This window comes from Gordonia soli NBRC 108243 (assembly GCF_000334455.1).
GTDB classification, from domain to species: domain Bacteria; phylum Actinomycetota; class Actinomycetes; order Mycobacteriales; family Mycobacteriaceae; genus Gordonia; species Gordonia soli.
On the sequence record NZ_BANX01000002.1, the window covers coordinates 244,804 to 262,890 of the forward strand.

Below are 18,087 nucleotides of genomic sequence, written 5' to 3' on the forward strand. Positions count from 1 at the left end.
GAGATCATCGCGGGCGCTGCGTGGCGTCCCGTTGCTCTCCGAGAAGTATCTGCGCCAATGTGACCGCGTCGTCGAAGATGCTCATGTGCTGGGCACCGGCTCGAACGATGAACTCCGAGTCCGGAATACGACGATGCATCGACTCCATCGAGGCGACATCGGACACCGTGTCGAGTTCGGCGGCGACCACTGTCACCGGACACGTGATCGACGCTGTGCGTGGTGAACAGTCGAAGTGCGCGATCGCGCGCAGCGCCGACGCCCAGGACGCTCGATCGGCACTGGTCACCGCATCACGCGCATACCGGACGACCGGCCCGTCGTCTCGCACTTCGGCTGGGCTGAACCAGCGTCGGAAAGTGCCGTCGACATCGACGGCGCCGGCTTCGATGGCGGCGGCTGCCGCGTCGAACGCCGGGAAGGGCGTGTCCCGGGTGCACAACAGGGTGAGGCGCGAGACAAGATCGGGCCGCGCGATCGCGAGTTCGAGTGCGACTTGCCCGCCGAACGAATGGCCCACCACATGCCAGGGTGCGTCGGGTGCAGCCGACTCCGCGATGTCGGCGGCAAGCTGCGCCTGCAGATCGGCACCCATGTAGCCGGCCGGAGGTGCGATCTCGGGGGTGATCACGTGCCCGGTCTCGGACAGTTCGGCCCGCGCGCCGTCCCACACCGCCGCCGACAGCGGCGTCCCCGGGAGGAGTAGCCAGGTCGGGGAATCGGCTGTCGCCACCGTCACTCCCGCCTCGCGTCGATATCGGACGGGCGTTGCACCACGGCGCGAGGACGAGCGTCACCGCAGCGCATGGGGCCATCCTACGGCGGGCAGATCGCCAGAGGGGCTGGATGTCGATGTCCGGTGAGACGGTGAGGTCGCATCGCGCTGGTCGGCGTCGGCCCCGTCGAGATAACCGACGAGTTCGTTCGCCTGACCAGGGCGGTAGCGGCATTGCCGACCGGCCAGACACTGGCCGTCAAATCATCCGCGCGGTCGTCCATCCACAGTCGTCGACGATTTCGCCGACCTATCCTCGACACAGCAGTCAGTTGATGTCCGCATCGACGGCGAGCACACCGCACATCTGCACCGCTGGGCGATCGCCACCGATGCCGGCGGACTCATCTTCGCCGACGACCCGCAGGTGCGCACGCTCCCAGCCACCCCCGAAAACTGACCGCACACCTCGTCCGAGAATGCTCTACGACCACGCGCGTCGTCGAGGGGCAGTCGACCATCAACGAGCCACCGTGTACCCCAGCGCTGCGAATCCCCGGTCGTGGTCCGTCTCGTCCCACACCCGACCGACGATGACCTGGTTGATACGGCCTGGCCGCTTGCGATCGTGGTGGAGCACCCCGTGCCGGTCGGCGCGCCACACCGCGAAACAGTCACCCATCGCCGCGCGTGCGGCGAACGCCACCACATAGGCACAACCATGCAGTGGCGGGTCAAGGTGGTAAACGCTCGGGACCTCGCCGAAGCTCCATCGCACATCCCGACCGTCGACGCGTCGCGCACGGATCTCCATCAATTGAGCTATCGCCATCGTGCTCATCTCACCTTCAGGTCTATGCATCCCCCGACCCGGGCAGGTGGTGTTCCACTCGTCGACCCTTATCGGCCCGCCAGCCCCGACTCGTGCCGAAGCCCTCGGGCTAACACCCGCATGGAACTCGCAGCGACGATACTTGCCTTTACGAAGGTGAACAACCAATCTACGATCGTTCGCGGGGTGCGCGTGTTCCACGCCGTCCTCGCGTACCTCACGAGGGCGCGTCATCTCCCTGAGCCGAACCGGCCGACCCCGAAGGTGGCGCACCCTCCCCGTATTGAGGGGTGTGCCTCCAAGGGGCGGCCTACCACCAGGATGTGCCGCCCTTTGGGGGCGCTTGACTGAGCATTGCCCGTGTTCACCTGTTCAGATGACATCATCAACTGCTGAGGGTGGCTACGGTATCGAATGGTGCCCACGTGGCCGGCCGCGCGTCGCGTTGGGGGACAGGCTGTCGCCCGGAGCGTGGGCACCCTTCGGAAAGTTCTTCGCAGCGCATAGGATTCGATGTAGTCCGCGCTCCTCCCCCCTTGCGCGGGCGAGGTGCCACCGCCTGATCTCATCCCCTCCCCCGGATGTGGCGGTGGCATCGCCGACTCGTATCGCCCGCGGCGACGCGCAGTGCGGCTCCGTAGAGCAGCGTCTCAGCGTCGGGATCTGGACGTCGATTTTGCCGACGATGCCCTGGATGGGTTCGACGATGCCCTGGATGGGTTCTGTGGTGGCGATACCGCCGGCCGGGGCCGGGCGGTGGCTAGTGGTCAAAGGTTGCAGGAGAACTCGGTGCTGCGGGTCAGGTCGACATTGACCGCGCGTGTGCCCACGGAGACAATCGGTGCATCCGTCTTGCGATACGCGTCGCCGTCGAGATGGGGCGAGATGGAAAGGGGCGCAGCAGGCACCCGAATTATGATCTCGGGGAGGAGTGACATCGATGAAGTACGGGTATGACGAACTCGACCTGCACGGAGAGCGCGTTGCGTATCGCGACGTGGGCACCGGTGACGTTCTACTGCTTATCCACGGTATGGCAGGCAGTTCGGCGACCTGGGACGCCATCACCGCGCCGCTGTCGAAAAATCATCGAGTGATTACGCCTGATTTGCCAGGGCACGGTGAGTCGGGCAAGCCACGCGGGGACTATTCACTGGGGGCCTTCGCTGCATTTCTGCGTGATCTTCTCGACGAACTCGATGTACGTACGGCGACCGCCGTCGGCCAATCCTTAGGGGGCGGGATAGCCATGCAGTTCGCATATCAGCATCCCGACCGATGTGGGCGGCTTGTCCTTATCGGGAGCGGGGGCCTCGGCCCAGACGTCAGCTGGATACTTCGCCTCCTCGCGGCGCCGGGAGCCGAGCTGGTCCTGCCGGTCATCGCGCCAGCCCCGATTCTGCGGGTGGGCGCCAAAGTTCGGTCCTGGGCATCGTCAGCCGGTATTCGCTCGCCGCGAGCAGACCAAACTTGGCGGGCGTATTCCTCTCTAGCCGACGGCGATACACGCCGAGCATTCCTCCGGACGCTGAGATCGGTAGTCGACCACCGTGGTCAAGCAGTCAGCGCGCTCAATCGGCTATATCTCAATGACGGACTGCCGACCCAACTGATCTGGGGCGACAAAGACAACATCATTCCCGTCGAGCACGGGATCGCAGCACACGACGCTCTCCCTGGCAGTCGCCTCGAGGTTCTGCCCGGGATCGGTCACTATCCTCACGTCGAGGAGCCAGACAAGGTCATCGGGATCCTCGAAGATTTTCTGGCCTCCGAGCCAGCCCACTCCCGCTACCTCGGGTGACTTGTCACGACCGGGTTGCCAGCGCCAAGCCAGTTGTGAACTCAGGGAGAGGTCGGTGTTCGGGCTTCGGGTCCAGTTTCGCGCCGGACTCTTGAGTGCGGACCGCCCAGACCATGGATCGAAGACGACACAATAGAGACACCCGTTGACATACCCCGACGGTATACGTTCACAAGGAGCAGTTTGTCGACGCGAATCCGTTCGATTCCATCGGCCGGCGTCGCGTAACAGGTGACAGCAACCTCGAATCTCCTACCTGTGGAAGTGCCATTTACTGTGCCTGAATGAAGCTCACGTGTCTCGCGGAAGCCTAGCGAGGAATTATCGGTGTGATGTCTCTGCTGCTGGAGTGTGCTCGAACCTGATGAGCTTCTGTTCCTGTGCGTGGCGAAAAGAACGGCGTTCTTCTGACTGTCTGCTGTGCGCGTGTTCGATAAGAAAGTTGTGTAGAGACCCGAGTCGCCGCACGGCGCGCAATGCGCTGGTTGCCGGCACCGGCAGCGTCGCGAGCTGTTCCCAAGAAATGTCACCGGGAGCCCGGGCAGTCAACGAATGAGGCACCGCACGTCTTTGTGCCCGACCCCGAGCGGCCAGACCAGGGAACACCACACGCTCACCGACGCGCCGGCCTTGCCCGTCGTCAGCGGATTGGCGGACCACTCCACTGCCCTGTCCTCACAAAGAGCTGACGGCCGACTATCCAGGCGCATTCACGACCGACCAAACAACGCCTCGTCAATGGCGTGACGTGCTGCGGGTGGCACACCCGATACGCCGCAATGGTTACCTCATCGACCTCGAGACAATGACTCCCGGCCCCGGGACCGGAGGTCGCCGCCTAGCTGATTACCAGATCACGAGCTGCTTGGGGCCATCTGTGGTCAGACGCCCGCCCCGGTATCGCTACCGGCTCTGGCCAGAGTCGGGCTTTCCCGAGGCGCCACCTGGGCTCTGAGCGCTTGTGTCGCCAACTGACTCCTGCCGATAAGTCAGCACGGTTCTATTCGTCGCGGCTTCTCGGGCAGGGAGTGCCGGTACGCATATTGGATGAGGCCCCACCGATGACGGCGTCGAGGTTCTCGCGAGCAGCGGAGAGGTCCGCGATGCGCCCGTCGAGGCGGTCGCGTTCGGCGGCGAGGCGCTGGAGAAGCTCGGCGGTGGCCTTGCCGTCGATAACACAGGTTGTCAGTTCGGCGATGGCCTTGCTGTTCAGACCGGCCGCGTACAGCTGACGGATGAGGCGTATCCGGTCGACGGCACCGTCGGCGTAACGACGCTGACCGCCGCCGCTGCGCTCGGCGGTGATCAAATTTTGCTCCTCGTAGTAGCGCAGTGCTCGCGTAGATACGCCTGCACGGTGCGCCAGCTCACCGATCCGCATTCGCGCTTACCTCCTTCATGTGCGACCCATCACACGCAGTTGCCTTTCACGTCAACGTCAAGTTTTACGGTAGGCGCGTTCCCAGGCCAGGCCAGGGCAGTGTCCGGGCCTTCATCGATTCTGCCTCGCTCGACGACCAGATTTGGACAAGTCCGGCCATCTCAACGCCGGACGCCCCGGCTGTCCCTGTCGGGTCTACCTTGTGAAAGGAGCAGACATGACCGTATACGCCACTACCGGCCTTTCCGGGCCCACCCTCACTACGACCGTGTCGGTCAAGCCAGTCGCGTTAAAGGCACCCAGACGCGGTGAAGATCTCCACGTCCGCGTCACCGCCCCCACGACCGGCACCCTTCTGCCCGTGGTGCTGTTCGCCCACGGGTTCGGCTCGAACCTGGACGGCTACGCCCCCTTGGTCGATCACTGGGCATCTGGTGGCTTCGTCGTCATTCAGGCCACCCACCTGGACTCAAACCGATTCGTCCTGCCCGACAACGACCCTCGCAGGGCCCGGATGTGGCGGCATCGTGTGCAGGACATGGAACACATCCTCGACGAGTTGTCCACGCTAGAGGCTGCTGTACCGGGCTTGCCGGGCCGAATGGATCACGGCCGCATCGTCGCGGCCGGGCACTCCTTCGGCGGTCAGACCGCCGGCATCCTGGTCGGTCTCCGGGTCAAAGATCCAGAGACCGGCGCCGCCGCCGATCTATCCGATGCTCGGGTTGCGGCCAGCATCCAACTGGCCACCGCGGGCAGAGGAGGTGATGAGCTGACTCCGTTTGCGCACGACAACCTTCCCTGGCTGCGCGATCAAGACTTCTCTCACATCAGCGCTCCCGGCCTCGTCGTCGCAGGAGACAACGACGACCTCCCGCTCTCCACCCGAGGCCCGTCCTGGACCACCGACCCCTACACACTCAGTGGTAGCAACAATAAGAGCCTCCTGACCGTTCGCGGTGGCGAGCACTTCCTCGGCGGCATCTCCGGCTACCGATCTTCCGAGACCACCGATGAGAACCCCGACCGTGTCGCGCTCGTCCAACACACCACACTCGCCTACCTCCGACACGTCACCGGAATCGACCACACCGACTGGATCCGCGCCCACACCGTGCTCACGACCAGCCACCCACTCGGACACCTCGAATCCGAGTAGCTTGCACTAGCTGGGCCCATGTGTCCGCATGCCGCCGGGGGTTCGGACGAAAGTCTGCACACGATTTCGGGTGTGCGCACGATTAGCGCTCACATCTCGCTGCTTTGCACTGCGAGGTGGCGCGATGGTCACCCCAGGAAAGCGTGCGGTTGCAGCCTTTCCTGCACACTGCGGCGAAGTCTCACGTGTCTTCGCCTGCTGTGTCATCGCGCTTACGTTGTTCTCGGGCGGTCTGGCGTTGTTGTTCTGCGCGGTCGCGTAGTTGCTGGAGGAATTCGCGGTCGGCGTCAGCGTCGGTGGGGATGTAGCGGCCGGGGCGGTCGTATTCGGGGAATTCGCTGGCGGCGCCGGCGTGGTGGTTTCGGGGTCGCTCGTCGGCACTGGGGCGTCCGAAGGCCAGCCATATGAGCGCGCCGAGGAGGGGGAAAATGACGACGAGGGCGACCCAGGCGAGTTTGGGCATCCCGCGAACGAGTGCGTCGTCGGTGTTGATGATGTCGATGAGGGCGATCACCAGGATGACTAGGTAGATTATGCCGAGGTAGGGCACCGTCTCAGTTCTCCTTTTCTTACGCGTGGCGCCGATCAATGGTCTGGTGAACCGTACGCGTGGGCGCGCTGCGGCCACGTGGTTTCTGCTACACGACGATCGGTGGGTCGACGTGATGTGTTACGACGGCGTCCTCGGTCGACTATCGGATACGGATGACGGGTGGGGTGGCAGTGAGTTGCTGAGTCCTATGGCTGTGATTTCTCCACACTTGTTGAATTTGCGTGGGGATACCGACCAGTAGGAAGGGCATGAGCCAGGCAGTCGGTTGGCTGAAGGGCGCGTAGGCGTAGTCGGGCTGATGCATCAATTCGGTGGGCTCGACTAATGGTGCGGTGTGGTGGGGTCGGTGTGGGTTTGTGTGCGGCGCTGCCATTGGTCGGCTGCGGGGCCTGGGTATAGCCGCGGGGCGTCGGTGTGGTTGATTTCGCCGCAGGTGCGGCAGCGCAGTTGGCGTCGGAGCAGAAGGTTGCGCAGGCGGAGGCGTGCCTTCGTGCGGTGGGTGGTGAAGTCGGTGGCTGCGCAACTCCAGCACCGGTAGTGGCCGTCGTCGTCGATGTGTATCTGGGTCATCGGCGGTCGCCTCGATGCGGATATGGTGCGCGCTTGTGGTGTGACTCTTGTGTGACGCTGCCAGTTGGCCTTCCGGTGGTGGCGTGAGCGGCTGTGATGGGCACGGTCGAATCTCCGTGGGGTCGTCGGGGATCGGACGGTTAGTCGGGGGAGGCGCGCCACCTTTGAGCGGGGGATGGCGGCGCGCCTCGGCTCGCTGGTGCCAGGAGTGGTGCAGCCAGCGGGCAATTGGACATATCGAGCGGTGGTGTCAGTTCGTTACCGGGTCGCGCATACCGCCACCGGCGTGTGCGCGTCCCGTTGGGAGCAGTGGTGCCGCCGGCCCATGCAGTGCAGGAGTCGACCCCCCACACCTCAAGCCGAGGTGGTAAGCGACCGCACAACGATGTGCCTAAGTTCGCGAACGAACGCAGAACGCCCGGAATGCACTATCTATAACTCGCGGTGTTGTGTGTTACCGTCGGTACCACGTCCTCGGCTCTGGCTCCCCAAGTCGACGAGGTCGAGAGGCGCCCGCTCTGGCTTTCTCCCCGGGAGCCCGGCGGGGCCTCGCTCTCAAGGGCTGCCAAGCCTCGCCGTCGATGACGCCAAACCGTGCTCGGCCACCTGCACCGATCGAGTACCAAACCATCACGACCTCAGCAGCCCCAGGCTGTTAACCACTGGCACTGCAATCGTGCAGCATCTCGCAGACGTCAACCGACAACGGCGCCGATGGGCCGACCTCGCGATGAACGACGCCGTACCACTCGATATCGGCGAAGAAGAGCAAGCCAAGCTCGCAAAAAGGCTGTCGCAACTGACCATGCAACGCCAGAACCCGACCGAGACCGACGCCGATCATGCCCGGACGGTGGAGCGGGCCTCGGCGCTCATTGAGCGGTGCGGGGACGCATACGCCGCATCCCCCCCCCACAGAACCGGCGCGAACTCAATCAGGCGTGCTTCGAACGGATTGTCGTCGACGTCGATGACGACGCACCGGTCGTCGCGTCCACCGATGTCACCGAGACGGTCGAAATTCTGTCAACGGCCCAGGTCACGACGCCCAGAGAAACGGGTGACCAAACCGAGATGACCTTCACGACGTATTCGACCGTGAAGGGTTCGATCATCGCCTCTTTGGTGGAGCTAAGGGGACTCGAACCCCTGACCCCCACACTGCCAGTGTGGTGCGCTACCAGCTGCGCCATAGCCCCGTGTGAAGTTGTCCGTCGGTCACCCGACGTTCGCGCCCTGTTGGCAGGGCATCAGCGAAATTACACCATCGTCGCGGGGCAAACCAAATCCCCAGCAGTCGAGCAGGGAGTACGCGTGACCTTTGTCGGCGTGCCTGTTGTTAGTAGTTAGTGACTGGTAACTTATCGCCATGGCCGAACGCATGAGCGGTGCACAGCGCCGGGAGCAGGTCCTGTCCATCGCGGCCGAGGAGTTCGCGACCCATGGTCTGCACGGTGCATCGACGGAGGCCGTCGCACGCGAGGCCGGCATCACGCAGGCGTACGTGTTCCGGATCTTCGGAACCAAGAAGGCACTCTTCCTCGAACTGGTCCGAGCCGCGTTCGGGCGGGTCGCCGACGGGATGCGCAGAGCCGGCGAGGGGTCGACCGGGCTCGATGCACTGTCGGCGATGGGCGCGCAGTATTACGACCTGCTGGCCGACCGGACAGCGCTACTCCTCCAGCTCCAGGGCTTTGCGGCGTGCGGCGATCCGGAGGTTCGTGACGTGGTGCGCGACTGTTTCGGACAGTTGTGGGGCACCACCGCAGACGGCACCGGGCTCGATCCGGTCACGGTGAAATCGTTCCTGGCGTTCGGGATGCTGCTCAACGCCGGCGCAGCATTGGACGTCGATCAGGTCGACGAGACCTGGGCCGAGGGGGTGCGCACCCGCATCCAACCGGATCTGTTCGCGCACATCACGACGGACACCAATCGATGACTTCGGCCGCGACGGCGACGACACCTCGCAGCGACCGCCGACTCAGCGTCGGCCTGATCAGCACGGCGGTCGCGGGGGCCGTCATCGGGAGCGTCGGTGCGCCGCTGATCACGCCCGTGGCGACGGGATTCCACGTCTCTCTCGCCGCCGCCCAGTGGACGTTGACCATCACCCTGTTGACCGGCGCGATCGCCGGACCGGTCCTGGGCAGGCTCGGCGGCGGACCGCATCGTCGAACCGCGATCCTGACAACCCTCGGATCGGTGACGGCGGGCGGAGTGCTGACGGTCCTCCCACTCCCCTTCGCCGTCTTGCTGATCGGGAGAGCACTGCAGGGTCTCGGCATCGCGGTCGTAGCCCTCCTGATGAGCGTCGCCCGAACACATCTACCGAAGGCACGGTCGGCGTCGACGATCGCCGCACTGTCGGTCGCATCCACGGTCGGCATAGGCGTCGGGTATCCCTTCATCGCCTTCGTCGATCAGCTCGCCGGTCTGCGTGCCGCTTACGGCGCTGGCCTGGCCCTCTCTGCAGCTGCGCTCGTGATCGCTTGGCGCACCGTGCCGGCGGAGGCGCCGGGCCCTCGACCGCGGGTCGACGCGGCAGGCGCGATCCTGCTGGCCATCGGAACCCTGGGTGTGCTCGTGACGATCGCCGAGCCGGCCATTTGGCAACCTGCGTGGGTCGCGGGCGCACTCCTCGTCGGGGCGGCGATCATCCTGGCGGTCTGGGCGTTCGTCGAACTCCGCACGACCACGCCGCTCGTCGATCTCCGACTTCTCGCTCACGGTCCGGTACTCCGCGCGAACCTCGCGATGCTGGTCGCCGGGGTGGGCCTGTATCTGCTGTTCAGCATTGTCACCCGCTACGTGCAGACCCCCGCCGACGCCGGCTACGGATTCGCGCTACCGGGTGTCGCGGCCGGTGCGGCGCTGATCCCGTTCTCGCTCTTCGGCTTCGCGGCCGGCACGCTGCTCCCCCGTTTCGTCGCCCGGGTCGGTGCGCGCGGGACGTATGCGTCCGCGATCGTGATCGCGGTGCTGGCCGCGGTCCTGTTCGCCGTCGGCAGCGAGTCGCTGGTGGTCGTACTCGTCGCGATCGCCGTGCTCGGGTTCGCCGTCGGCGGGGTCTCCGCGGTGATGCCCCAGCTGGTCCTCGTCGGTGCCTCCGACACCGAGACGGCCAGCGTGCTGTCCATCAACCAGATCGTCCGCAGCGTCGGCTTCAGCGCCGGCAGCGCCACCGCAGGCTTTCTCCTCGCCGCCGCGACCCCGTCTGGGACGGTCCTGCCCAGTCCGTCCGGCTACACCGCCACCGCACTCTGGGCCATCCCGCCGCTCGTCGCGAGCGCGCTCGTCATCGTGATCGGGCGGCCGCCGTCGGGATAGGGTCGACGACGATGACAGCGCTGCGGATGGCCTCGGTGGTGACGGTGGTCTGCGCTGCGCTGGTGAGCGGATGGTCGGTGACCAGCTCGTTTCTCAACGGTGTCGTCCAGGTCGGCGGTTCGCCGTGGTTCGAGTGGTTGGTCGTCATCCCGACCATCATCGGCTTGCCGGTGGCACTCGGGGCCGCGGTGTCGGTGCCGTTCCTGTGGGGTCGCCGACGTCTGACCCGCGCAGGCGACGTCGTCATCGCCCTCGGCCAGGTGCTGACGATCACCCTGGCCGCCCTCGCCGTATTCGCCCTGAACCTCCCCGGGGCCACCGGGTGGGAATTACTCCTGCTGGGTCCGGCTTTCGTGGTCGGTCAGTTGATCGTTGCGGTCGGACTCGCGCGTGGAATCCTCGCCCGTCGGGCACCACCGGTGGAGCGGCCCGAGTCCTAGCGCGATCCGAAATCGATCCGTCGTCGCTACGATCACGACCGTGACGGATGAGACGCCCCACCTCGACGGCACCGGCGCCGACGAGGTCGGCCACACCCATGCCGACGTGTCCGGCGGCCGGCTACGGGCCGCGACGTTCGGCGCAATGGACGGACTGGTCACCAACATCAGTCTGGTGGCGGGTGTCGGCGGTGCAGGCGCCTCCGCGCACACCATCGTGCTCAGCGGTGTCGCGGGCCTCGTGGCAGGCGCATTCTCGATGGCGCTGGGTGAGTTCACCTCTGTGTCGACGCAGAACGAGCAGGTGGACGCCGAGGTCCTCGTGGAGCGCCGCGAGTTCAGCATCCACCCGCAGGCCGAGCTCGACGAATTGATCGAGACGTTGCAGGGCATGGGGCTGACGGAAGACACCGCGCGCCAGGCCGCCGACGAGATCCACGCGGACACCGACGGCGCCGTCAACTTCCACCTCACCCAGGAGCTCGGGGTCGATCCACGTGAACAACCGTCGCCGTGGGTCGCGGCGATCTCGTCGTTCGTGATGTTCTCGATCGGCGCGATCCTGCCGCTGATCCCCTACCTGCTCGGGTTCTCGTCACTGGCAGCCGGTCTCGTCGTCGGCGGGGCGGGGCTGCTCGTCGCCGGCGGTCTCGCCGCCCGCCTCACCCGACACCCGGTCTGGCGAGGGGCATTGCGTCAGCTCGCCTTCGGAGCCATCGCCGCCGCGGCGACCTACCTGGTCGGCTGGCTCATCGGCGCCCCGATCGGCTGATCACCCCGCGAATCGGTAGAGCGAGCTCCCGGATTCCGGGAACTTCTTCTACGGACTCGCCTCGTTCAGGACATTGTCGACGAGTTCCTGCGCCTCCCCCTGCACAGTCGCGAGATGCTCGGCGCCCTTGAAGGATTCGGCATATATCTTGTACACGTCCTCGGTACCCGACGGTCGCGCGGCGAACCATGCGTTCTCGGTGGTCACCTTCAGGCCGCCGATGGCCGCGCCGTTGCCCGGGGCATGCGTGAGCACCGCCGTGATCTCCTCCCCCGCGAGCTGCGTCGCCGACACCTGGTCGGCCGAGAGGTCGGCGAGCACGGCCTTCTGCGCGCGCGTGGCCGGCGCATCGGTTCGCGCATAGGAGGTCTCGCCGTACTGCTCGGCGAGTTCGCGGTACCGCTGCGTCGGGGTCTTGCCGGTGACCGCCAGGATCTCGGAAGCCAGGAGCGCCATGATGATCCCGTCCTTGTCCGTGGACCACGGCGCGCCGTCGAAGGTCAGGAACGACGCCCCTGCGCTCTCCTCACCGCCGAAGGCGATGCTGCCGTCGAGGAGTCCGTCGACGAACCACTTGAATCCGACGGGCACCTCGAGGAGTCGGCGTCCGATGCCTGTGACGACGCGATCGATCAGCGACGAGCTGACCAGAGTCTTCCCGACCGCCGCATCGGCCGACCATCCGGGACGATGCGTGAACAGGTAGTCGATCGCCACGGCCAGATAGTGATTCGGGTTCATCAGCCCGCCGTCGGGCGTGACGATGCCGTGGCGATCCGAGTCGGCATCGTTGCCGGTCGCGATGTCATATGTGTCGCGCACCTCGATCAGCGACGCCATCGCGTTCGGCGACGAGCAGTCCATCCGGATCTTGCCGTCCGTGTCGAGGGTCATGAAGCCGAAGGTCGGGTCCACGGTCGGGTTCACCACGGTGAGGTTCTCGAGGTTGTACCGGAACCCGATCTGCGCCCAATACCCCACGGACGCACCGCCGAGCGGGTCTGCGCCGATACGTACGCCCGCGTCACGGATGGCGGTCATGTCGACGACGTCACCGAGATGGTCGACGTAGTCGGCGATGAACGAGTACTCCTGGACGAGATCGCTGCGGCGGGCGGTCTCGAACGGCACGCGCCGGACGCCGTCGAGTCCCGCTGCCAGCAACTCGTTGGCACGACGCGCGACCACCGACGTGATCGATGTGTCGGCCGGGCCCCCACTCGGTGGGTTGTACTTGAAGCCGCCGTCACGCGGCGGATTGTGCGACGGGGTCACCACGATGCCGTCGGCGAGCACGCCCGGATGGTCGCGGTTGAACACGAGGATCGCCCGGCTGACCGCCGGGGTCGGCGTGAAGCCGTCGTTCTCGGCGGTCAACACCGTGACGTCGTTGGCGACGAGCACCTCGATGGCACTGCGCCATGCGGGGATCGACAGGGCGTGGGTGTCGAACCCGATGAACAGGGGCCCGGTGATACCCGCACCCGCCCGGTACTCGACGATGGCCTGCGTCGTGGCGAGGATGTGCGCTTGGTTGAACGCCGTGTCCAGGCTCGAACCGCGATGTCCGGAGGTCCCGAAGAGGACCTGCTGCAACGGATCCGACGCGTCGGGGGTGCGATCGTAATACGCGCTCTCCACCGCGCTCACGTCGATCAGGTCGTCGGGTCGGGCCGGTTGTCCTGCGCGTGGGTGGGCCATGCAGCCGATTCTGCCACCCCGCGAGCCATCCGGACGGGGCCCGCCGCCGAACAGTTACTGTCGGAGATGACAGCCGTACGACGGAGGACCGCGAGCGATGCGACCGTGCACACGATCGACGGGTGGCACGCGCCCCATGGCGCCGACCACCCACCCCACGCCTCGATCCATCAGTGGTCGTCCGTGCTGAAGCGTGCGCCGCGATCGCCGGAACTGCTGGTACTGGTGTTGCCCGGCGGCACCGACGAGAGCACCGAACCGTTCCGTCCGTGGCAACCCTCTGCTCTGCGCATGTACCCGTTCACCTGGTCGATCGCAGTCCGATTCGGTCGAGCCGTGTCGGTACGACAGGTGCGCTACGGCGTCTACGGATGGAACGGCGACGAGGCCAGTCCACTCCCCTACGCGCGCGAAGCTCTCGAATCGCTCACCGCGCGCCATCCCGGCGTGCCGGTGGTCGTCGTCGGACATTCGATGGGCGGCCGCGTCGCCGCACATCTGGCGGCCGACCATCGAGTGGTCGGCGTGCTGGCGCTGGCACCCTGGTGGCAGTTCGCTGACTGGCGGGAGATCCGCGACGGGGTCCGGGTCATGGCCATCCACGGATCAGCCGATCGACGGACGTACCCGGACCGCACCGAGAAGGGCATCCGCGAACTGTCCGAACGTGGTGTGCGCGCGACCTACGTCTCGGTGCCCGACGGCGAGCACGCGATGCTCGACCACGTCGGCTTGTGGCAAGGTGCCGCGCTCGACTTCGTCGCCACGGTCCTCGCCGACGTCCGCACCCGCTGAGCCGACACGTCCGCTACCGGTGACGCCCGCTCACCGAGCCGGCAGGAACCCGTCGTCGACGACGGTCCGATTCAGCGCCGCCGCGACCCGCTCGCCGATGTGCGTGCCGGTCATCTCGCACTCCGATGGCCGATCCCGCGGGCAATCCAACATGTGGTCGAGAACCGCTCGAGCGCGGGTCAACTCGGCGATGCGAGCCGTCAGCCGGTCACGAGCCCCGGTGACGATCTCGCGCCGGGTGGCGGCGGTCTCGCTCGCGATGACGGCCTTGGTCTCCGCGATCGACAACATCCCGTCGTCTCGCCACAACTGCAGATACGCGAGGTCGCGGAGCGCGGACCGGTCGTAGTAGCGGACGCGCCCACGCCGGGAAGTCGGCGCCAGCAATCCGACCTCCTCGTAGTACCGCAGGGCCGACACCGCCAGCCCGAAGGCGGCCGCCACCTCGCTGATCGAGTACCCCGCGTCGTCCATCGCATCCCACCGCCTTGCGCTCAAGTCCACTTGAGAAACCAGTCTTAGGGCAGCCTAACTCGGAAATGGGGTTCGATGTCCACCACTGCACTTCGGTCCCGCGCACCGCTCGCCTCCGGCGGCATCGCGCTGGTGATCGGATTCGTCGCGGTCAGTCTCAACAGCAGGGTCGCCTTCGGCCAGATCGGCCCGCTCGCGCCGGTCGCAGGCTTCGACAGCTGGATCGTCACGTCGATGGGGATGATCCCGCCGTTGCTGATGGGCCTGTGCGCACCGTTCACGCCCGCCCTGCGCCGACGATTCGGCGACGGGCCGTCCCTGGTCGCCGCGAGTGTCGTCATCCTGCTCGGTTGCGTCGTCCGCGTCGTCGGCATCGGCGGTCTGCTGTTCGGTACCGCTGTCGTCGCCGCGGCGACGTCGGTGATCAACGTCCTGATCCCGGTCGTCGTACGGACGCGGTTCCCCGCCTCGCGCACCGGGGTGATGATGGGCGTGTACGCGCTCTCGATGGGAGCCGGGTCAGCCGTCACGGCTGCGCTGATGGTGCCCGTGACCCGCGCGACCGGATCGTGGACGGCCGCGGTGGCCGTCGCGATCGTGCCCGCCGCCATCGCGGCCGCCACCATCGCGCCGCAGTTCCGCGCTCCCGGCGCACCGAAGGTCGCCGACCACAGCAGGTTCCGACCACACCGCACAGCGGTCGGCTGGAGTCTGCTGTGCTTCTTCGGCATCCAAACCCTGGTGTTCTACGCGATCCTGGCGTGGCTGCCGTCGATCGTCGTCGACCACGGCGGGACCGTCGGAGCAGCGGGTACGGGGCAGGCCGTCTTCATCGTCGGAATCGGCATCGGCGGCTTCCTGGCGCCCGCTGTCGCGGGATTCGCCACCGATCAGCGCGGCCACATCCTCGGGGTGATCGTCGTCTGCGCACTCGGCGTCGTCGGGGTGTTGGCGGCACACGGTGCGATCCTGATGCTGATGGCACTCGTGTTGGGCGCCGGGGTCGGTGCCGGACAGTCGATGCCGGGCATGCTGTTCGCGTTGCGCGGCAAGGAACCGGACCGCATCGCGGCGTTGTCGACCTTCGCCCAGACCGGTGGCTACGTGCTGGCCGCCGGCGGACCATTGGCCATGTCGGCGCTGCACACCGCGACGCACTCCTGGACCTGGCCGCTGGTGGCAGTCCTGGTGCTGTTCGCCGTCAACGCCGTCGGGAGCCGACGAGCCGGGCACGACGGCCGTGATGGCCAACAGGTGGTTGTCGAGTCGCCGCGCGACGCACGCAGCTGACCCGCACACGACGAACGCCCCGTCCGGATCGGACGGGGCGTTCGCTGTCACTCGTGGAGCTGCCGGGAATTGAACCCGGGTCCTCCGTCGAGTTGGCGGGGCTTCTCCGTGTGCAGTTCGCTATGCCTCTACTCGGATCTCCCGGTCACGCGAACAAGCCGAGATGACGATCCCAGTCGCTGTTTGATGTTCCGATGTCGTCCGCGACCGACGACACCGGTGAGCTCCCGAAGATGATGCCGGCTACCGGGCTGGGAGCATGCCCGGGCCGACAGACTAGCTCTGCTGTCAGGCAGCGAGAGCGTAGTCGCGCTGATTCTTATCGGCGCTTAATTGGTTGCTGCGACGCTCACGGTGGTCTCCAGCCTGCACCGACACGCTTCCCCCGCCTCGGCGTACAGAGTCGAAACCGATCAGCCCCGAGGTGGGTGCCCTCCGCTTACGCGGCGGACTGTTCATTCTAACAACCCGAAGCGGACACTTCATCCCGGTTTCTGTGGGACCGATTCTCAGGCGATCTGCAGCAGCGCCGTGTCGCCCGCGCGGACCGACACCGAGAGGGCGCCCTTCGCGGCGTCGTACCGCTTGCCCGTCCAGGCGTCGACGGCGGAGACCGTGGCATCGCCCGACAATCCGAGGCTGCTCAGCGTCACCGTCATCAGTCGTCGGCGGTCACCGCGGTTGGTCATCGACACCACCAGCCCCTTGTCGCCGATGGCTCGTGTCCAGATCTCCCGGTTGTCGCCGATCGGCGCACCGGCCGTCACCCGCTGGTCCTGGTCGATCGCGATCACCGCCGGGTTCCGCAGGATCGCGCGGACGGTCGGCGTCATGGTGGTGAGATCGTTGCCCGCCATCAGCGGCGCGGCCATCATCGCCCACATCGACATCTGGGTGCGCTGCTGCGCGTCGGTGAGCGGACCCGCGACACCGACCTCCAGCATGTCCGGGTCGAGAAAGGCCCCCGCCTGCACCCGCGAGGTCAGTGGTCCCGCAGCATCGATGACGTCAAGCACCCCCTGCGAACCCGACGAACCACCACCGTTCGACCACGCCGAAGCGATGTCGTTGGTGAAGCGGGTCATGGTCGCGACACCGCCCCAGTCGTGTGCTGCACCGGGCACGGTGTCGTCGCCCCCCACGGCCACACCGCTGTTCGGATTGATGCTGTAGACGATCGGACGCCCCGTGTCGCGCAACGCGTTCCGCATCGTCACGAAGGCGTCGACCTGTCGATCGTGGTCGGCGTCGACTGAGCACCAGTCGTACTTGAGGAAGTCGACCTGCCATGCGGCGAAGGTGTCGGCATCGGTCTTCTCGTGTCCGCGACTGCCGGTCGCACCGGGACGCTGACCCAACAGTTGCGTGCAGGTCCGATCAGATGCGCCCGAGTACAGCCCGAACTTGAGGCCGCGCTCGTGCAGGTAGGCGCCGAGTGCGGCCATGCCGGACGGGAAGCGCTCGCGGTCGGCCTGCAACGTCCCGTCCGACGCGCGATCGGTCGCCGACCAGCAATCGTCGACGACGACATAGTCGTAGCCGGAATCGCGCATCCCCGACGACACCAGGGCGTCGGCCTGCGCTCGGACGATCTTCTCGGTGACGTTGCAACCGAAGGTGTTCCAACTGTTCCACCCCATCGGCGGAGTGTTCGGCACCCCGCCGACCGCGGGCGGATCACCACCGAGGCGATCGTCGTCGCGAGCGGCACAACCGCCGACGAGGAGACCGACCACCAGGACGAGCGACAGGATCGACCAGCGTGCGCCTGGCACAGCCACTACATGCCCTTGACGCGCCGACCGACCTCGCGCTCGACCTCGCGCTGCGCGGTCCGCCGGGCCAGATCCTGGCGCTTGTCATGCGCCTGCTTGCCGCGTGCCAGCGCGAGCTCGACCTTCACCTTGCCGTCGTTGAAGTACAACGAGAGCGGCACCAGTGTGAGATTGCCGTCCCGGATCTTGCCGATCAGATTGTCGATCTCCCGACGGTGCATGAGCAGCTTGCGATTCCGGCGCGGCGCGTGGTTGGTCCAGGTCCCGTTGCCGTACTCGGGGATGTTCAGCCCACGCAGCCAGATCTCGCCGTCGTCGACGGTCGCGAACGACTCCACGATCGACGCCTTGCCCTCGCGCAGACTCTTCACCTCGGTGCCCAACAGGGCGATCCCCGCCTCGTAGGTGTCGAGGATGGCATAGTTGTGCCGCGCCTTACGGTTCTGTGCGATCACCGCACGGCCCTTCTCTTTCGCCATCTCACACCTCCTGCTTG

General features: G+C 66.3%; 19 protein-coding genes, 1 tRNA gene and 1 other RNA gene. 8 read left to right on the plus strand and 13 right to left on the minus strand.

Annotation, left to right across the window (positions count from 1 at the left end; genetic code table 11):
• Positions 1 to 4: 4 nt before the first annotated feature.
• The 4 genes from GS4_RS01680 to GS4_RS25495 all read right to left on the minus strand — a co-directional run bounded on the left by GS4_RS01680 (position 5) and on the right by GS4_RS25495 (position 2,455).
• A complete protein-coding gene (locus GS4_RS01680; RefSeq protein WP_281169191.1) occupies positions 5 to 733 on the minus strand; it encodes an alpha/beta fold hydrolase in 729 nt (242 codons plus the stop codon).
• A 310-nt stretch (positions 734 to 1,043) separates the two neighbouring features.
• The gene (locus GS4_RS25490; RefSeq protein ID WP_157226447.1) at positions 1,044 to 1,181 is read right to left on the minus strand and encodes a hypothetical protein; all 138 of its coding nucleotides are present in this window, start codon (positions 1,179 to 1,181) and stop codon (positions 1,044 to 1,046) included.
• A 54-nt stretch (positions 1,182 to 1,235) separates the two neighbouring features.
• The gene (locus GS4_RS01685; RefSeq protein ID WP_157226448.1) at positions 1,236 to 1,556 is read right to left on the minus strand and encodes a hypothetical protein; all 321 of its coding nucleotides are present in this window, start codon (positions 1,554 to 1,556) and stop codon (positions 1,236 to 1,238) included.
• Positions 1,557 to 2,314: 758 nt separating this feature from the next.
• Positions 2,315 to 2,455: a hypothetical protein gene (locus GS4_RS25495; protein WP_157226449.1), complete on the minus strand. Its 141-nt coding sequence runs from the start codon at positions 2,453 to 2,455 to the stop codon at positions 2,315 to 2,317.
• A gap of 32 nt (positions 2,456 to 2,487) precedes the next feature.
• Here GS4_RS25495 and GS4_RS25045 point away from each other — a divergent pair, with 32 nt between their 5' ends.
• Complete coding sequence (locus GS4_RS25045; RefSeq protein WP_007616847.1) at positions 2,488 to 3,351, plus strand: alpha/beta fold hydrolase; 864 nt, start codon at positions 2,488 to 2,490, stop codon at positions 3,349 to 3,351.
• Positions 3,352 to 4,351: 1,000 nt separating this feature from the next.
• On the opposite strand, the gene GS4_RS01695 is transcribed toward GS4_RS25045, so the two are convergent.
• Positions 4,352 to 4,732 carry a MerR family transcriptional regulator gene (locus GS4_RS01695; protein WP_007616848.1) on the minus strand — a complete coding sequence of 127 codons (381 nt, stop codon included), beginning with the start codon at positions 4,730 to 4,732 and terminating at the stop codon, positions 4,352 to 4,354.
• Between the two features lie 217 nt (positions 4,733 to 4,949).
• On the opposite strand from GS4_RS01695, the gene GS4_RS01700 reads away from it, so the two are divergent.
• On the plus strand, positions 4,950 to 5,891 hold the full coding sequence (locus GS4_RS01700; RefSeq protein WP_007616849.1) for an alpha/beta hydrolase family protein: 942 nt from the start codon (positions 4,950 to 4,952) through the stop codon (positions 5,889 to 5,891).
• Positions 5,892 to 6,072: 181 nt separating this feature from the next.
• Here GS4_RS01700 and GS4_RS01705 read toward each other — a convergent pair whose 3' ends face one another.
• From GS4_RS01705 to GS4_RS01720, 3 genes are all read right to left on the minus strand, one after another.
• On the minus strand, positions 6,073 to 6,441 hold the full coding sequence (locus GS4_RS01705; RefSeq protein ID WP_007616850.1) for a PLD nuclease N-terminal domain-containing protein: 369 nt from the start codon (positions 6,439 to 6,441) through the stop codon (positions 6,073 to 6,075).
• Positions 6,442 to 7,669: 1,228 nt separating this feature from the next.
• Positions 7,670 to 7,858: a hypothetical protein gene (locus GS4_RS01710; protein ID WP_040508999.1), complete on the minus strand. Its 189-nt coding sequence runs from the start codon at positions 7,856 to 7,858 to the stop codon at positions 7,670 to 7,672.
• Positions 7,859 to 8,137: 279 nt separating this feature from the next.
• A tRNA-Ala gene (locus GS4_RS01720) sits at positions 8,138 to 8,213 on the minus strand.
• A 170-nt stretch (positions 8,214 to 8,383) separates the two neighbouring features.
• Between GS4_RS01720 and GS4_RS01725 the strand changes: the two genes are divergently transcribed.
• The 4 genes from GS4_RS01725 to GS4_RS01740 are packed head-to-tail and all read left to right on the plus strand — an operon-like array spanning position 8,384 to position 11,556.
• The gene (locus GS4_RS01725) at positions 8,384 to 8,956 is read left to right on the plus strand and encodes a TetR/AcrR family transcriptional regulator (protein ID WP_007616852.1); all 573 of its coding nucleotides are present in this window, start codon (positions 8,384 to 8,386) and stop codon (positions 8,954 to 8,956) included.
• Complete coding sequence (locus GS4_RS01730) at positions 8,953 to 10,344, plus strand: MFS transporter (RefSeq protein WP_007616853.1); 1,392 nt, start codon at positions 8,953 to 8,955, stop codon at positions 10,342 to 10,344. Before GS4_RS01725 ends, GS4_RS01730 begins: the two co-directional genes overlap by 4 nt.
• A gap of 11 nt (positions 10,345 to 10,355) precedes the next feature.
• Positions 10,356 to 10,784, plus strand: coding sequence for a hypothetical protein (locus GS4_RS24675; protein WP_007616854.1), 429 nt, complete (start codon positions 10,356 to 10,358; stop codon positions 10,782 to 10,784).
• Positions 10,785 to 10,824: 40 nt separating this feature from the next.
• Positions 10,825 to 11,556: a VIT1/CCC1 transporter family protein gene (locus GS4_RS01740; protein ID WP_007616855.1), complete on the plus strand. Its 732-nt coding sequence runs from the start codon at positions 10,825 to 10,827 to the stop codon at positions 11,554 to 11,556.
• Between the two features lie 48 nt (positions 11,557 to 11,604).
• Here GS4_RS01740 and pgm read toward each other — a convergent pair whose 3' ends face one another.
• Complete coding sequence (gene pgm / locus GS4_RS01745) at positions 11,605 to 13,257, minus strand: phosphoglucomutase (alpha-D-glucose-1,6-bisphosphate-dependent) (protein WP_007616856.1); 1,653 nt, start codon at positions 13,255 to 13,257, stop codon at positions 11,605 to 11,607.
• A 183-nt stretch (positions 13,258 to 13,440) separates the two neighbouring features.
• Between pgm and GS4_RS01750 the strand changes: the two genes are divergently transcribed.
• Positions 13,441 to 14,052: an alpha/beta fold hydrolase gene (locus tag GS4_RS01750; RefSeq protein ID WP_007616857.1), complete on the plus strand. Its 612-nt coding sequence runs from the start codon at positions 13,441 to 13,443 to the stop codon at positions 14,050 to 14,052.
• A gap of 30 nt (positions 14,053 to 14,082) precedes the next feature.
• Here the strand turns inward: GS4_RS01750 and GS4_RS01755 are convergent, their stop codons facing one another.
• On the minus strand, positions 14,083 to 14,526 hold the full coding sequence (locus tag GS4_RS01755) for a MerR family transcriptional regulator (protein ID WP_007616858.1): 444 nt from the start codon (positions 14,524 to 14,526) through the stop codon (positions 14,083 to 14,085).
• Between the two features lie 75 nt (positions 14,527 to 14,601).
• Here GS4_RS01755 and GS4_RS01760 point away from each other — a divergent pair, with 75 nt between their 5' ends.
• Positions 14,602 to 15,816 (plus strand): MFS transporter, encoded by a 1,215-nt coding sequence (locus GS4_RS01760; RefSeq protein ID WP_007616859.1) that lies wholly within the window; start codon positions 14,602 to 14,604, stop codon positions 15,814 to 15,816.
• Between the two features lie 51 nt (positions 15,817 to 15,867).
• Here GS4_RS01760 and ssrA read toward each other — a convergent pair.
• The 3 genes from ssrA to smpB form a co-directional block, all read right to left on the minus strand.
• Positions 15,868 to 16,237, minus strand: a transfer-messenger RNA (tmRNA) gene (gene ssrA / locus GS4_RS25050).
• Positions 16,238 to 16,325: 88 nt separating this feature from the next.
• A complete protein-coding gene (locus GS4_RS01765) occupies positions 16,326 to 17,597 on the minus strand; it encodes a glycoside hydrolase family 27 protein (RefSeq protein ID WP_007616860.1) in 1,272 nt (423 codons plus the stop codon).
• Positions 17,597 to 18,070 (minus strand): SsrA-binding protein SmpB, encoded by a 474-nt coding sequence (gene smpB, locus GS4_RS01770; RefSeq protein WP_007616861.1) that lies wholly within the window; start codon positions 18,068 to 18,070, stop codon positions 17,597 to 17,599. The genes GS4_RS01765 and smpB overlap by 1 nt, the downstream gene beginning before the upstream one ends.
• Between the last annotated feature and the right edge of the window lie 17 nt (positions 18,071 to 18,087).

Bases quoted from the DNA above. Each gene is read 5' to 3' on its own strand.
- smpB (WP_007616861.1), bottom strand. From the start codon at position 18,070: ATGGCGAAAGAGAAGGGCCGTGCGGTGATCGCACAGAACCGTAAGGCG.
- GS4_RS24675 (WP_007616854.1), top strand. From the start codon at position 10,356: ATGACAGCGCTGCGGATGGCCTCGGTGGTGACGGTGGTCTGCGCTGCG.
- GS4_RS01730 (WP_007616853.1), top strand. From the start codon at position 8,953: ATGACTTCGGCCGCGACGGCGACGACACCTCGCAGCGACCGCCGACTC.
- GS4_RS01755 (WP_007616858.1), bottom strand. From the start codon at position 14,526: ATGGACGACGCGGGGTACTCGATCAGCGAGGTGGCGGCCGCCTTCGGG.
- GS4_RS01725 (WP_007616852.1), top strand. From the start codon at position 8,384: ATGGCCGAACGCATGAGCGGTGCACAGCGCCGGGAGCAGGTCCTGTCC.
- GS4_RS01710 (WP_040508999.1), bottom strand. From the start codon at position 7,858: ATGATCGGCGTCGGTCTCGGTCGGGTTCTGGCGTTGCATGGTCAGTTG.
- GS4_RS01700 (WP_007616849.1), top strand. From the start codon at position 4,950: ATGACCGTATACGCCACTACCGGCCTTTCCGGGCCCACCCTCACTACG.
- pgm (WP_007616856.1), bottom strand. From the start codon at position 13,257: ATGGCCCACCCACGCGCAGGACAACCGGCCCGACCCGACGACCTGATC.
- GS4_RS25045 (WP_007616847.1), top strand. From the start codon at position 2,488: ATGAAGTACGGGTATGACGAACTCGACCTGCACGGAGAGCGCGTTGCG.
- GS4_RS01695 (WP_007616848.1), bottom strand. From the start codon at position 4,732: ATGCGGATCGGTGAGCTGGCGCACCGTGCAGGCGTATCTACGCGAGCA.
- GS4_RS01685 (WP_157226448.1), bottom strand. From the start codon at position 1,556: ATGAGCACGATGGCGATAGCTCAATTGATGGAGATCCGTGCGCGACGC.
- GS4_RS01760 (WP_007616859.1), top strand. From the start codon at position 14,602: ATGTCCACCACTGCACTTCGGTCCCGCGCACCGCTCGCCTCCGGCGGC.